The organism is Hafnia sp. HMSC23F03, assembly GCF_001816025.1.
Lineage (GTDB): Bacteria > Pseudomonadota > Gammaproteobacteria > Enterobacterales > Enterobacteriaceae > Hafnia > Hafnia paralvei.
In genome coordinates, this window is record NZ_KV824187.1 from 132,216 (window position 1) to 146,259 (window position 14,044).

At 48.3% G+C, this 14,044-nt stretch carries 12 protein-coding genes; 3 read left to right on the plus strand and 9 right to left on the minus strand.

Translation table 11 applies throughout. The annotated features are described in order from the left end of the window. Positions 1 to 25 precede the first annotated feature (25 nt). The 3 genes from xseA to HMPREF3091_RS01010 all read left to right on the plus strand — a co-directional run bounded on the left by xseA (position 26) and on the right by HMPREF3091_RS01010 (position 4,553). The gene (gene xseA / locus HMPREF3091_RS01000; RefSeq protein WP_070713422.1) at positions 26 to 1,402 is read left to right on the plus strand and encodes an exodeoxyribonuclease VII large subunit; all 1,377 of its coding nucleotides are present in this window, start codon (positions 26 to 28) and stop codon (positions 1,400 to 1,402) included. Positions 1,403 to 1,779: 377 nt separating this feature from the next. Continuing rightward, a complete protein-coding gene (gene malX, locus HMPREF3091_RS01005; RefSeq protein WP_070713424.1) occupies positions 1,780 to 3,351 on the plus strand; it encodes a maltose/glucose-specific PTS transporter subunit IIBC in 1,572 nt (523 codons plus the stop codon). 14 nt (positions 3,352 to 3,365) lie between these two features. After that, positions 3,366 to 4,553, plus strand: coding sequence for a MalY/PatB family protein (locus HMPREF3091_RS01010; protein WP_070713427.1), 1,188 nt, complete (start codon positions 3,366 to 3,368; stop codon positions 4,551 to 4,553). Between the two features lie 95 nt (positions 4,554 to 4,648). Here HMPREF3091_RS01010 and HMPREF3091_RS01015 read toward each other — a convergent pair whose 3' ends face one another. From HMPREF3091_RS01015 to pilW, 9 genes are all read right to left on the minus strand, one after another. Continuing rightward, positions 4,649 to 4,870 carry a zinc ribbon domain-containing protein gene (locus tag HMPREF3091_RS01015; RefSeq protein WP_004847432.1) on the minus strand — a complete coding sequence of 74 codons (222 nt, stop codon included), beginning with the start codon at positions 4,868 to 4,870 and terminating at the stop codon, positions 4,649 to 4,651. A 9-nt stretch (positions 4,871 to 4,879) separates the two neighbouring features. Next, complete coding sequence (locus tag HMPREF3091_RS01020) at positions 4,880 to 5,836, minus strand: AEC family transporter (protein ID WP_004847435.1); 957 nt, start codon at positions 5,834 to 5,836, stop codon at positions 4,880 to 4,882. A 160-nt stretch (positions 5,837 to 5,996) separates the two neighbouring features. After that, positions 5,997 to 7,484, minus strand: coding sequence for a ribosome biogenesis GTPase Der (der, locus tag HMPREF3091_RS01025; RefSeq protein ID WP_070713430.1), 1,488 nt, complete (start codon positions 7,482 to 7,484; stop codon positions 5,997 to 5,999). 190 nt (positions 7,485 to 7,674) lie between these two features. Next, positions 7,675 to 8,853: an outer membrane protein assembly factor BamB gene (gene bamB / locus HMPREF3091_RS01030; protein WP_070713432.1), complete on the minus strand. Its 1,179-nt coding sequence runs from the start codon at positions 8,851 to 8,853 to the stop codon at positions 7,675 to 7,677. 11 nt (positions 8,854 to 8,864) lie between these two features. Beyond that, positions 8,865 to 9,485, minus strand: coding sequence for a YfgM family protein (locus HMPREF3091_RS01035; protein ID WP_004847441.1), 621 nt, complete (start codon positions 9,483 to 9,485; stop codon positions 8,865 to 8,867). A gap of 13 nt (positions 9,486 to 9,498) precedes the next feature. Beyond that, positions 9,499 to 10,773, minus strand: a complete 1,275-nt coding sequence (gene hisS / locus HMPREF3091_RS01040; protein WP_004847443.1) for a histidine--tRNA ligase — start codon at positions 10,771 to 10,773, stop codon at positions 9,499 to 9,501. Between the two features lie 117 nt (positions 10,774 to 10,890). Beyond that, entirely contained in the window at positions 10,891 to 12,015 is a 1,125-nt protein-coding gene (ispG, locus tag HMPREF3091_RS01045) for a flavodoxin-dependent (E)-4-hydroxy-3-methylbut-2-enyl-diphosphate synthase (protein ID WP_070713435.1), read from the minus strand. 206 nt (positions 12,016 to 12,221) lie between these two features. Next, entirely contained in the window at positions 12,222 to 13,232 is a 1,011-nt protein-coding gene (rodZ, locus tag HMPREF3091_RS01050) for a cytoskeleton protein RodZ (protein WP_070713440.1), read from the minus strand. Beyond that, positions 13,222 to 13,974: a type IV pilus biogenesis/stability protein PilW gene (gene pilW / locus HMPREF3091_RS01055; RefSeq protein ID WP_004847451.1), complete on the minus strand. Its 753-nt coding sequence runs from the start codon at positions 13,972 to 13,974 to the stop codon at positions 13,222 to 13,224. The genes rodZ and pilW overlap by 11 nt, the downstream gene beginning before the upstream one ends. Between the last annotated feature and the right edge of the window lie 70 nt (positions 13,975 to 14,044).

A 14,044-nucleotide genomic window follows, 5' to 3' on the forward strand; every position in this document is an offset into this window, starting at 1 on the left:
TGATTTAGAGTTTGATCTACGTCACATGTCACTGCCATCTTCCCCGCCAATTTTTACCGTTAGTCGGTTAAACCAAACCGTCCGTCAGCTGTTAGAAATGGAAATGGGGCAGATCTGGCTATCAGGTGAAATTTCTAATTTATCCCAGCCCTCTTCCGGCCACTGGTACTTCACGTTAAAAGACGATCGTGCTCAGGTGCGCTGCGCAATGTTTCGCAACAGCAACCGTCGGGTGACGTTTCGCCCACAAAACGGTCAGCAGATATTGATGCGCGCAACCATCACGCTGTACGAACCGCGTGGTGATTACCAACTGATTGCCGAAAGTATGCAGCCCGCAGGGGATGGCTTACTGCAACAGCAGTTTGAACAACTCAAGCAGCGTTTGCAGGAAGAAGGCCTGTTCGATCCCGCACACAAGAAACCGCTGCCCTCGCCCGCGCGTTGCGTCGGTGTTGTGACCTCTTCAAGCGGTGCTGCGCTGCATGACATTCTGAACGTTTTACAGCGTCGCGATCCCTCTTTGCCCGTGATTATCTATCCAACCGCAGTTCAGGGCGTCGATGCGCCGATGCAGATTGTGCGCGCCATCGAGTTAGCCAATCAGCGTAAAGAGTGCGACGTATTGATTGTCGGGCGCGGCGGTGGATCGCTAGAAGATCTGTGGAGTTTCAACGATGAACGCGTGGCCAAGGCTATTTTTGCCAGCCAAATTCCCATTGTGAGCGCAGTCGGCCATGAAACCGATGTCACCATTGCCGATTTTGTCGGTGATTTACGTGCGCCAACGCCATCTGCAGCGGCTGAATTGGTTAGCCGTAATCAAACAGAACTTATGCGCCAAATGCTCTCGCAGCAGCAACGCATGGAAATGGCGATGGATTATTATCTTGCTCGCCACCAGCAACGTTTTACACGACTCAACCATCGTTTACAGCAACAGCATCCACAGCTCCGTCTGGCGCGTCAGAACACGTTACTTCTTAAGCTACGCCGTCGGTTGGATGAGGCCGTGCAAACTCGCCTACGTCTCGCAGAACGCCAGCAGGAACGTCTGAGCCAGCGCCTCAACCAACAACAACCATCGGCACGGATCCAGCGTAATCAGCAACGATTAACGCAAATTCACAATCGTATGGAACTGCTCATCCAGCGCCAGCTAAGTAGCAACCGTGAGCGTTTTGGCGCACTTTGCTCACAGTTGGAAGGTGTGAGCCCACTCGCTACGCTGTCGCGTGGATTTAGCGTCACTCAGTCACCAAACGGTAGCGTATTGAAAAGTGTTAAGCAGGTGAATAACGGCGAATTACTGAAAACGCGAGTGCAAGATGGATGGATTGAAAGCACCGTTACCGCGATCGCACCGCTCCCCAAAAAACGCGTGTCCAAACGTGACGTCTAGACGCTAATAGTGAGTTCTGTGAGATAGGTCACGTCGTATAATAAAAGCCGTGGCCTACATCCTATATATCCCCACTTTCGTTATCTTCTACACGATTCCTTACTTTATAGATAAAATTTACTCGCTAATTTTTCGCTTTGCTTTTGGTTGGTTATGAAACGAAAGCAAAATAGCCTAAATCCCGAGCAAAATAAAACTGTGATCCTCGGTGCATTCTATCAACAATCGCTTTGCTTTAATTCCTAACAGCCTATTTAGGTCATTGGGGAATCATCTCATTTATTAAAAATTCCCTTAGCTCACAGATAAAAAATTATCGTCATTCATTTTGGATGATGAAGGTTTATTATAGTTACCAGCTTATTGGGAGTGCCCACATGTCGGACACAAAATCATTCAAGTCAAGGTTATGGGAATTTTTTCAAAGTCTGGGAAAGACGTTTATGTTCCCCGTATCTTTACTCGCATTTATGGGTTTGTTATTAGGTATTGGTAGTTCTATTACCAGCCCCTCTACTATAAAAAGTTTCCCTTTTTTGGGAAATGAATTAGTGCAATTAACATTTGGTTTTGTTGCTACCGTTGGCGGATTTGCCTTTACTTATTTACCTATTATGTTCGCTATGGCCATTCCACTGGGGCTGGCGAAACGGAATAAGGCCATCGGTGCATTCGCTGGTTTTGTCGGCTATATGATAATGAATCTATCGATTAATTATTATCTTCTCAGTAGCCATCAACTCGCCGACGCAGCCAATATGAAGCAAGCGGGTCAAGCGATGGTATTAGGAATTCAATCGCTAGAGATGGGGGTTTTAGGCGGGATCGTCGTGGGTGTCATTACCTATTTCTTACACGAACGTTTCCAAGATACCCGGCTCCATGATGCTTTTGCCTTCTTTAGCGGGATCCGTTTTGTCCCTATCATTACCGCCCTAACGCTATCCATCGTTGGGCTAGTCATTCCGTTCTTATGGGAATATGTGGCTATTGGCATTACCGCAATTGGACGATTAATCCAGAGCACCAGCGTGTTTGGCCCATTCTTATACGGCGTTGGCGTTCTATTACTTAAACCATTTGGCTTGCACCATATTTTGCTGGCGATGGTACGTTTCACCCCCGCTGGCGGAACTGAATTTGTTGGCGGGCAGGAAATATCAGGAGCGCTAAACATTTTCTATGCTGAGCTTAAAGCGGGTCTGCCTTTTAGCCCTCACGTTACCGCATTCTTATCACAAGGCTTCATGCCTACCTTTATCTTTGGCTTACCTGCTGTCGCTTATGCTATTTACCGAACGGCTAAACCTGAAAACCGCCCTATCATAAAAGGATTACTGCTTTCGGGCGTTTTAGTTTCCATGGTAACCGGTATATCCGAGCCGATTGAGTTTCTCTTTTTATTCATCGCACCTTTCTTATATGTTTTCCATGTCATTATGTCCGGCCTTGCTTTAATGGTGATGGCATTACTCGGTGTGACAATCGGAAATACCGACGGCGGAATATTAGACTTATTAATCTTTGGCATAATACAAGGCACCGCAACCAAATGGTATTTAGTTATCCCCGTTGGCATTGTTTGGTTTGCTATCTACTTCTTTGTATTCCGTTGGTATATTCTCAAGCACGATATTAAAACACCGGGGCGAGAGGATGACGATATTACTGAAAACGTAAACGCAGAGAAGCCCAGCGGAAATAAAAAAGGAACTCAGTACGACCCAGAACTCATTCTTTCCGCTTTGGGAGGGAAAGAAAATATCGACTCACTGGACAACTGTATCACCCGCTTACGTTTAGTCGTTAAAGACATGGCGCTTATTAATAAAGAAATATTAAAGAAAGCGGGTGCTCTTGCCGTGGTCGTGCTTGATAATCACAGTTTACAGGTGATCATTGGGCCACAAGTCCAAAGTGTAAAAACCGGCATTGAAGCATTAATTTAGGCCAAGGAGCCAGCATGTATAATTTTGATGAGATCATCGATCGCCGCGTCGATAAATGCCGTAAGTGGGATTACGACTATGTTTGCTCACGCTTTGGTACCGTGCCGAGAGACTTTATTCCCATGTGGATTGCCGATATGGACTTTAAATCTCCACCCGAGGTGATTGAAGGCCTGCGCCAAATCGTAGAGCACGGCACTTTTGGCTATACCTATTGCTTCGACGAATTTTACCAAGCGGTGATCGACTTTCAGGCCAAGCAGCACAACGCTCATGTTGATCGCGAGTGGATCACGCTAACCTACGGCACCGTCTCAACGTTGCATTACACCATTCAGGCATTCTGCACGGAAGGTGACTGCATTCTTATGAATACGCCGGTGTATGATCCTTTTGCGCTGGCCGCCGAACGTCAAAAAGTACGCATTATTGCGAACCCTCTGGTGGTGAAAAATAACCGCTACCAGCTCGATTTCGAATTACTTGAAGACCAAATAAAACAGCATCAACCGAAACTTTATCTCTTCTGCTCTCCACACAACCCCGCTGGGAGAATTTGGAGTGCCGAAGAAATTCATCGAGTTTCCGATCTTTGTCAGAAATACGGGGTAATTCTCGTTATCGATGAGGTACATGCAGAACATATTTTGCAAGGCAACTTTATCAATGCGCTAAACAAGGATTGTGCCGCCCCAGACAATCTCATATTACTTACGTCACCAAATAAAGCATTCAACCTTGGTGGGTTAAAAACCTCTTACAGCATTATACCTAATGAGACATTGCGCTCGCGTTTTCGCCAGCAGCTGGAGAAAAACTCAATTACCTCCCCTAATATGTTTGGCGTCTGGGGGTTAATTTATGCCTATAACCGAGGTTTACCATGGCTGAAAGCGCTCAACCAATATCTTGCAGAAAACGAGCGCTATCTTTATCAATTCATTAGTGAGCGCCTACCAACGCTCAAAATGATGCGAACAGAGTCTTCCTATCTAGCATGGGTGGACGTCAGCGCCACGGGCATGAGTGCCTATGATTTTACTCATCAGCTAGCGCATGAAACCGGCGTTGTTGTTGAAGATGGCACCCACTATGTGCAAAACGGTGAGAACTATATCCGCATTAACTTTGGCACGCCGAAGGCGTTGATTGAACAAGCGATGGTGCGCTTAGAAGAATTTGTACAACGGCGTTGTGGATGAAGAGATAACGTTTATATCCGTCACGGTTTGTTTGAATACTAGGGCGCAAGGATGCGCCCGTCGTCGCATTAAATCTTTGCATTCACTCTCGAATGCTATTTTTCGCTATAGCTAAACTTCACACGTTTCTTGGATATCATCCCATGTCCATGCTGGCACAGATAGTCCACCGCGCCACAGGCTTTCAATACCTGTAATGGTTTCCCGCATTCAGGACAATCCGCATGTTGATGGTATGCTTGCTGGCAGCTAGGGCAATAATAATCACCGTTTACCCACTGCATCTGTTGCTGACACTTTGGACATAACACGTCCATTTTAACCTCCTAAATCACACCCCAATTACGCAAGAAATAAAGCCCAAGCGCGGTCGTGAAAAAAGACCCAACGGTGGTAATCGCAATAATGTTAGCCGCAAGCGTGGCATTTCCTCCCATTGCTCGCGTCATAACATAGCTGGCAGCCGCCGTTGGCGTCGACGTAAATAAGAACATCACGCCGAGTGTAACGCCACGGAATCCAAGCAGCCAGCCGCCTAATGTCATGAATACTGGGACGGCAATCAGCTTTGCCGCACTCGCATAGCCCGCAACGTTAGATGAGCTAAACATCGCGTGCCAGTCAATACTCGCTCCGGTACACAGCAGCGCAAGCGGCAACGCCATGCCAGAGATAAATTTGCCGGTTGATGATAAAACCTCCGGCATCGGGAGCCGAGTGAAGGAATAACATAGGCCAAACACGATACCGATAATCAATGGGTTAGTGATAACCCCGCGCAGTATTTTTCCCCAGCTGATTTTCTGCTGGCTATCCGAGCTCAGCGTGCGGGTAAGAGTCACGACCGACAATACGTTAAACAGGATCACCGTCACGGCCATGTACATCGACCCAATGGCAACGCCTTCGCTACCGTAGGCGCTGGCGCAATAAGCTAAACCAACAATCGCCGTATTGGCGCGAAACCCGCCCTGAACAAAGATGCCACGCTCGCGTGGATCTTTTACCAACTTAAGCGCCACCAGTTCCAACAGGAGAAAACTGATCACCGTTGCGGCTCCGCCGTAAACGACGAAGGCTAAGTTGTTGCCAAGCGTAGAGTGGTTAGTGGCAATGCTGAAAAACAACAGGCAAGGAAGAGAGAGATTAAAAACGAGCCGAGTCGCGCCATCGCAGAACGCATCGTCCAACAGCCGTAATCGGCGCAACAACACTCCCAGTAGTAACATCAACAGATTAGGTACTGTGACACCGAAGGCAAAACTCCACGTCTCCCAAGACATACTTAAATCCTTGTTGATGTCGAAAATACTTTGCAAGCAAAGAGAATACACTCAAAGCTCACACAGCGACTATATGCAACGCCGTAAAAAATAGAGAAAACCATAAAAAAATGGGATGCATATTCTGCACCCCATTGTGGTTTTTCGTTGTCAGTAAACGTTATTTGCTCTTTTTGATATGAGCCAGCAGGCGTTTACGTTTACGTAGCTGAGTTGGATTCAGCATATTGCGTTTACCCGCATACGGGTTGTCGCCTTCTTTAAACTGAATGCGGATTGGCGTACCCATCACTTTCAGCGAACGACGGAAGTAGTTCATCAGATAACGCTTGTAAGAATCAGCCAGATCTTTTACCTGATTACCATGGATAACCACGATTGGCGGGTTATAGCCACCGGCATGCGCATATTTCAGTTTTACACGACGACCACGTACCAACGGCGGCTGATGATCTTCCTGCGCCATATTCATGATACGAGTAAGTAAGGATGTACTTACGCGGCGAGTCGCACAATCATAGGCTTCTTGAATAGATTCAAACAGATTACCTACGCCGCTACCGTGCAGAGCGGAGATAAAGTGGATGCGGGCAAAGTCGACAAAGCCCAAACGCAGATCCAGCATCTCTTTGACCTGAGTTTTGACATCTTCAGACAGGCCATCCCACTTATTCACCACAATTACCAGTGAGCGCCCACTATTCAGGATAAAGCCCAATAGCGACAGGTCTTGGTCAGAAATACCTTCACGTGCATCAATCACCAACAATGCAACGTTGGAATCTTCAATCGCCTGCAGCGTTTTGATAACGGAGAATTTCTCAACGGTATCAGTCACTTTCCCACGCTTACGAACCCCAGCGGTATCAATCAGCACGTATTCGCGCTCATCGCGAACCATTGGGATGTAAATGCTGTCACGCGTCGTGCCCGGCATGTCGTAGACTACGACACGGTCTTCACCCAAAATACGGTTTGTTAGTGTGGACTTACCTACGTTAGGACGACCTACGATAGCGATTTTAATCGGCAGATCCTGAGGATTAAAGTCGTCCTCTTCCTCTTCAGCCAACTCTCCCGCTTCATCAGCTTCCTGCTCTGCCCAATAAGCGGCATTCGCCTCTTCTTCGGTCAACTCACGCTCAGGTTCTGGCACACCAACAAACGGGATCAGGGCTTCTTCGATCAGCTGAGCTACACCACGGCCATGAGAGGCAGCGATGGGATAAACCTCACCAAAGCCAAGTGAGTAAAAATCACCGATAGCAACATCAGGATCAATACCATCCGTTTTGTTCGCGACTAAGAAAGTGGCTTTCTCACGGCTACGCAGGTGCTGGGCGATGCCCTCATCCGCAGGCATTAAGCCAGCACGAGCATCCACCATAAACAGCACGATATCAGCTTCTTCAATCGCCATTAACGATTGCTCAGCCATATGCGTTTCAACACCGTTTTCAGTGCCATCGATACCGCCGGTATCAATGATAATGAATTCATGACCACTCACTTCAGCACGACCGTATTTACGGTCACGGGTCAACCCAGGGAAATCCGCAACCAGAGCATCACGAGTATGCGTTAAGCGGTTAAATAAAGTGGATTTACCCACATTCGGGCGCCCGACCAGCGCGACGACAGGTATCATTGTTGAAGCCTCTATTACTTAATTTAATTCCAAATACACGGGGAAAGATCGCGCCCGCGCAAGGACTTTTCAGAAGACGAAACGGCTCCTGAGGTGATCAGGAGCCGTTCCCAGACGGCCATATTGCCGCCCTAAATAATTGTTTTATAACCGTCTAACTTGGCATTGATACGCCAAATCATTGGATATATCAGCGGGTAAATGCGTAAACTTTACCGCCGCGAGCCTGAATAATCAGCTTATCGCTGGCTACCAGCGGCGCGCTAAGCAGACCAGAACTGTCTACTTCCTGTTGAGCAACAAAACGACCGTCATCAGTATTCAGCCAATGCAGATAACCTTCGCTATCACCCACAACCAGATAGCCGTTATACAACGCTGGAGCGGTCAGGTTACGGTGCAGCAGATCGCTTTGTTTCCACAGAGATACACCACCGTCAGCGCTTAACGCCGCGACACGGTCATCTTGGTCAACAACGTAAATACGGCCGGCATCAACGATGAAATCGTTCACGGAACCCATTTCACGTTTCCACTGAATCTGACCGGAACGCAGATCCAAAGCCGCTAAGTTGCCGTTATAACCTAGGGAGTATACAACACCATCAACAACGATAGGGGTTGTATCCACGTCGTTCAGGCGGTCAATCTCCGTTGAACCCATTGGTTGAGCAACACGCTGCTGCCAAATCATTTGGCCCTGCTGCATCATCACCGCGCTCACACGCCCGTTATCACCGCCGACAATCGCTGCACCATAGGCAGTCGCCGGAGCCGATTCGCCGCGCAGTGTCAGAGAAGGCATATCGAGGTTAACGGTCCATTTGATTGCACCATCAGCCTCATTTAAAGCCTGCAGCATACCGTTAGCGGTATGAACCAATACCAATCCATCACTCACCACGGGACGAGAAATCGCTTCGCCAGCAACGGTGGTTTTCCAAGCTTCCGTGCCGTCTTCAGCGTTCAATGCATAAACCACCGCACGCTCAGACCCCACGTAAACCTTGCCACCCGAAACCGCTAAGCCACCAGACAGCAGCGCAGTTTTGTGCGAGAGCCAGCCATCTTTTTCTGCCAGATTGACAGACCAGATCACATCGCCTTTTTCCGCGTCCATCGCTTTTACCACGCCCATACGATCGGCGGCGTAAATACGGTTATCTTGCCAAGTAGGGCGCAGGTGAGAATAGAATTCCCCCACACCGCTGCCAACAGATGTACTCCACACCTGAGTTGGTGTGAATTGATTTTCAACTTTTGGCAACGGTGACATGGTTACAACGTCAGTTTCACTGTTGAACCAAGAGCATCCGCTCAAAAATGTTACAGACAGTAATCCCACCAAGAGCGTTTTACGCAATTGCATTTATTATCCCCTTAGTTGGATAAATTGTTCAGTTTCATGCGCAGTAAAGCCTGCAAAGACTGGGAAGCATCAGAGGCCAAGCCTTTGCTGTATGCTTCGCGGGCGCCTTTTACATCGCCTTTCTTAACCAGTACATCGCCGCGTACGTCCTGCGCCATAGCAACCCAGCCGGTCGCCTTGACTAAATCCAGAGTTTTCAATGCGTCGTCCAGCTTATTTTCCTGCAGCTGAACACGAGCCAAACGCAAATCAATCAGGGATTTCAGGTTTTCATCTTTAGTTTGACCTTGAGCCCAAGCTAACCGCTGTTCAGCCTTAGCAAAGTCTTTCTGGTCAACATCATGCTGCGCTACCTGCAATGCAGCTAACACACCATAGTTATTAGCATTTTTTTCAATAAATTTTTCAGCTAAAGCAACACCGTCCGCTTTACCACCGGTCAGCGCCTCGCTTGCCTGCTGATAAGACTGGGAAGCCCCTGTCATTTCAGCCTGCTGGTGATTCTGCCAGTAACGCCAACCAAGCAGTGCACCTATACCAATCACAACACCAATCGCTAACGCCTTACCATTCTCAATAAAGAAGCGACGTAAGGCATCAACCTGTTCGTTCTCTGTGCTATAGACTTCCACTGTTCTTTACTCCTTACGCCAACATTGATGCCAGGATCGCAGCAACGTCGTCCTGTGCAATAGTTTGCTGATCGCCGCTTTGCAGATTTTTAACATTAATCTGACCCGCGTTCATCTCATTTTCGCCTAATACCAGAGCAATGCGAGCGCCCCACTTATCAGCACGTGCAAACTGCTTCTTGAAGTTGCCACCGCCATAGTTGGTCATCAGTTTGACCTGCGGATAAGCATCACGAATTTTTTCAGCCAAACGCATCGCCGCACTCTGAGTACCTTCACCAGAAGAAATCAGATAAACGTCAACCGCACGCTGTGGCTGGAAATCAGGATTAACCGCTTGAACCAACAGAACCAAACGTTCCAAGCCCATAGCAAACCCAACAGCTGGCGTGGCGTGCCCACCGAGTTGAGCAACCAAACCATCATAACGACCACCGGCACAAACGGTTCCCTGCGCGCCCAGGCTATTCGTCACCCACTCAAATACCGTGCGGTTGTAATAATCCAGACCGCGCACCAGACGCTCATTTACGGTATACGCAATACCCGCATCGTCGAGTAACTTGCACAGGCCAGCAAAGTGCTCGCGAGACTCTTCGTCCAGATATTCAGACAGGCGTGGCGCGTCATTGAGCAAGGCTTGTACTTCTGGGTTCTTCGAATCTAGAACGCGCAGCGGGTTACTGTACATACGGCGCTTACAATCTTCGTCCAGTTTATCTTTAAACTGCTCCAGATAAGCGACCAGTGCGTCACGGTAGTTCGCGCGTGCTTCCAGAGAACCGATTGAGTTCAGTTCCAGAGAGACATGCTCAGAGATGCCCAGCGCACGCCACCAACGGGCAGTCAGCAGGATCAGCTCGGCGTCTACGTCAGGCCCATTTAGGCCAAAGACTTCGGCTCCCAACTGATGGAACTGGCGATAACGGCCTTTTTGCGGACGCTCATGGCGGAACATCGGACCGATGTACCATAAACGTTGTTCTTGATTGTACAGCAGACCATGCTCGATACCGGCACGCACACAGCCCGCAGTCCCTTCAGGACGCAAAGTCAGGCTGTCACCATTACGGTCATCGAAGGTGTACATCTCTTTTTCAACGACGTCGGTTACTTCACCAATCGCACGTTTGAATAACGGGGTCTGCTCTACAATCGGCAAACGGATTTCGCTGTAACCGTAGCTGGTCAGGACTTGTTTGAGCGCAGCTTCAATCGGCTGCCAAAGCGCCGTGTCTTCCGGCAGGTAGTCGTTCATGCCACGAATAGCTTGGATATTCTTCGCCACGTCAATTCTCTATACTATTTAATTCAAAAAAATGAACCCGATTATGGAGGATTAGGGCAATCTCATCAATCGGGACATTGTTTAATCAAAGTAAACGACCATGCAGACCACGGTCGGTTACTTCTCGTCAATCTGGCTGACTTCAATGCGCTTATTCACATCCAGCATTGAAGCTTTAGCGCGGATCTTCGCTTCTAGCTGATCGATCATCTTCTCGTTATCGAAGCGATCTTTCTGACGTACGCCGTCTTCATAGAAGCCGCTCTTATTGTGTCCGCCTGTCACGCCAATCGTTGAAACCAAAGCTTCGCCCGGACCGTTCACCACGCAACCGATAATAGAGACATCCATTGGTGTGATAATGTCTTCTAGACGCTGTTCCAGCGCGTTAACGGTGCCGATGACGTCAAACTCTTGTCGTGAGCAGGTTGGACAAGCGATAAAGTTAATCCCGCGCGAACGAATGCGAAGAGATTTAAGAATATCAAAGCCAACTTTAACTTCTTCAACAGGATCTGCGGCCAACGAAATACGTAACGTGTCACCAATTCCTTCAGCCAGCAGCATGCCTAAACCCACCGCCGATTTAACCGATCCGCTACGCGCCCCGCCGGCTTCGGTGATCCCGAGGTGCAGCGGTTGATCGATACGGGAAGCCAATAAGCGATATGACTGTACGGCAAGGAAAACATCCGATGCTTTAACGCTGACTTTAAACTGGTCGAAGTTAAGACGATCCAGAATATCAACGTGGCGCATGGCTGATTCCAGTAAGGCTTCCGGCGTTGGCTCGCCGTATTTTTCCTGAATATCTTTTTCTAACGATCCGCCGTTGATCCCGATACGAATCGGAATATTTTTATCACGAGCGCAATCAACGACCGAACGAATACGGGACTCATTACCGATGTTGCCTGGGTTAATACGCAGGCAATCAACGCCATATTCAGCAACTTTCAGCGCAATGCGATAATCGAAATGAATATCGGCGACCAGCGGCACAGAAACCTGCTGCTTAATAAGCTTGAATGCCTCAGCGGCATCCATGGTTGGAACTGACACACGTACAATATCAACGCCGACACGTTCGAGGGCGCGAATTTGTTTTACCGTTGCATCAACGTCCGTTGTTTTGGTATTTGTCATCGACTGCACAGCAATCGGTGCGCCATCACCAATAGGCACATTGCCAACATAAATGCGGGTCGATTTTCTCCGCTTAATGGGCGACTCATTATGCATATTAACTCTCCATAAGTGCCGTGCTATCAGTGGGATAATGACACTTCACAATCCAATATCTAACCGGCACTCAGGTAAACAAAATACTTATACTGCCAACGCTGCCAAAAATGAATCACCTAGACTAACCGCTGTTTCCAACGCCAGTTTTGGTGATCTCATCTATGCGCGCAGCGTACTGCGCTCACCATGAATGATTCAACGAATCACTCAGCATTCAGTGTCAAACGTGCGACCTGACTTGATTTAACAAAGCGACTCAGATCAACAGGTTTGCCTTGATACGTAATTTGTACGGCTGCTGGCGCACCAATTTTCAGCTTATATGGCGCTGTTCCTGCAAGATCCAAAGATGCACCGGATTTTTGCATACCGCTGAAAAGCGTCTTACCCGTTGAGTCTTTTACTTCTAACCAGCAATCCGCATTAAACTTCATTACCAGATTATTGGACACGGTTGCAGCAGCATCTACTGTTGCACTCGCAGTGGGTAACGTTGCCGTATTCGCATTGGTTGTCGTATCAATCGGAGCCTGACTTGGCGATACAACTGCGTTGTTCTGGCTCTGCTGAGTTTCAGCATTAGCTACAGGTGCCGTTGCCGTTGTACTCGCAGGAACGTTCGCCGTTTGACTGTCAGTTGCCGCGACCGATGAATCTGGCGGGGTTCCGGCAGACTCCTGAGTATCCGTTGCAGCCGCAACATCATCAGAACCATTGGAAGGATCTGACGATTGTAATTGGCCATTTTTTGCCAGCTGAGCAGAGGATTCATTCGCCATTGTCGCAATATCTTCTTGCTGGGCTTTATGGTTTTGCCACCACCACGAACCGGTGAGACCAATAACCACAAATACCACAAGCCAGGTAAACATCATCAGCCAACCATCGCGCTTTTTACGTTTTTTACCCAGTGAGAAGCTCTGCATAGGCGCAACTTTTGCCACCTTCAACGGTGCTTGCTTTTCTAGCAGCGGCGTTAATTCGTCTTCCGGGATATGAACCAATTTTGCATAGGAACGTATGTACCCGCGCAAAAATGTTGAGGCCAACTCAACCGGAGCCTTATCTTCTTCAATATCGCGAACGGTTGAAACTTTCAGACACAGACGTTCTGCAACAGCCTGTTGTGACAGTTCTAACTTTTCGCGGCCTTGGCGCAGGCGTTCGCCTGTAGTCAATGGAGCTGTTTGATCTTGGGGGGCTTCAGTATTCATTCGCTAGGAACTGCTGGTACTGTTGAGATTGTGGAAAATTTCGCGCCAGTTGTTTGCCATAACGCTCTAAGTTCGTTTGGCGCCCATCTAACGCAGCGAAGCGGATTTGTAACCATAGACTATTAGCGCTAGCCGGTAGAATATGATTGTAAACATCCAACATTATTCGCGCATCTCCGCGCTTCCCTTGGTCAAATTCCCGGATAGCTTCCGCAATTAACGAAACTCCCTTATCCGGATCGCTCTTCAAAGCGCGGCTAAATAGCTTACGCGCTTCCTCAGTCTGTCCTGCTTTTAGAAAACAATAACCTGCATTTTCGAAGCTATCTGCAACCTGACCGTAATCAGGAAGATTTGCAGCTGAACTAAACTGTTGTTGTGCTGGTACATACTGCCCTAAACTACACAGAAACGCACCGTAATTATTCATCACGGTGCCATTCTGTGGCGCTAAATTCATCGCTTTCTGATAACTTTCCTGTGCGGCCTGATTATCTCCCACACGCTGCTGATAAAGCGCCATGCCTAGCTGAGTACGGTAATCATCTGGCGCAGCATCTCGTGCCTTTTCCAGATTTTGCTGAGCGGCTTTCAAGTCGCCCTGATTCAAGTATTCCAACCCGAGCTGCAACCGGCTCTGTGATACCGTCGCGGTTTGCTGGCTCTCAGGTTTAGAACTTGAGCAGCCTGCCAACAAACTGACCGTCAGCAGTCCGACTACCCATCTCATTTTTAGCTTCATTGCTTTACCCTATTATCCTTTTCCTTTGAATCTCAAAGGGTTTGACCAACAGCGTTAGGGAAGTCACTAA

Excerpts from the sequence above, each read along its gene's own strand:
- xseA (WP_070713422.1), top strand. The coding sequence starts at position 26 with ATGTCACTGCCATCTTCCCCGCCAATTTTTACCGTTAGTCGGTTAAAC.
- malX (WP_070713424.1), top strand. The coding sequence starts at position 1,780 with ATGTCGGACACAAAATCATTCAAGTCAAGGTTATGGGAATTTTTTCAA.
- HMPREF3091_RS01010 (WP_070713427.1), top strand. The coding sequence starts at position 3,366 with ATGTATAATTTTGATGAGATCATCGATCGCCGCGTCGATAAATGCCGT.
- HMPREF3091_RS01015 (WP_004847432.1), bottom strand. The coding sequence starts at position 4,870 with ATGGACGTGTTATGTCCAAAGTGTCAGCAACAGATGCAGTGGGTAAAC.
- HMPREF3091_RS01020 (WP_004847435.1), bottom strand. The coding sequence starts at position 5,836 with ATGTCTTGGGAGACGTGGAGTTTTGCCTTCGGTGTCACAGTACCTAAT.
- der (WP_070713430.1), bottom strand. The coding sequence starts at position 7,484 with ATGATACCTGTCGTCGCGCTGGTCGGGCGCCCGAATGTGGGTAAATCC.
- bamB (WP_070713432.1), bottom strand. The coding sequence starts at position 8,853 with ATGCAATTGCGTAAAACGCTCTTGGTGGGATTACTGTCTGTAACATTT.
- ispG (WP_070713435.1), bottom strand. The coding sequence starts at position 12,015 with ATGCATAATGAGTCGCCCATTAAGCGGAGAAAATCGACCCGCATTTAT.
- rodZ (WP_070713440.1), bottom strand. The coding sequence starts at position 13,232 with ATGAATACTGAAGCCCCCCAAGATCAAACAGCTCCATTGACTACAGGC.
- pilW (WP_004847451.1), bottom strand. The coding sequence starts at position 13,974 with ATGAAGCTAAAAATGAGATGGGTAGTCGGACTGCTGACGGTCAGTTTG.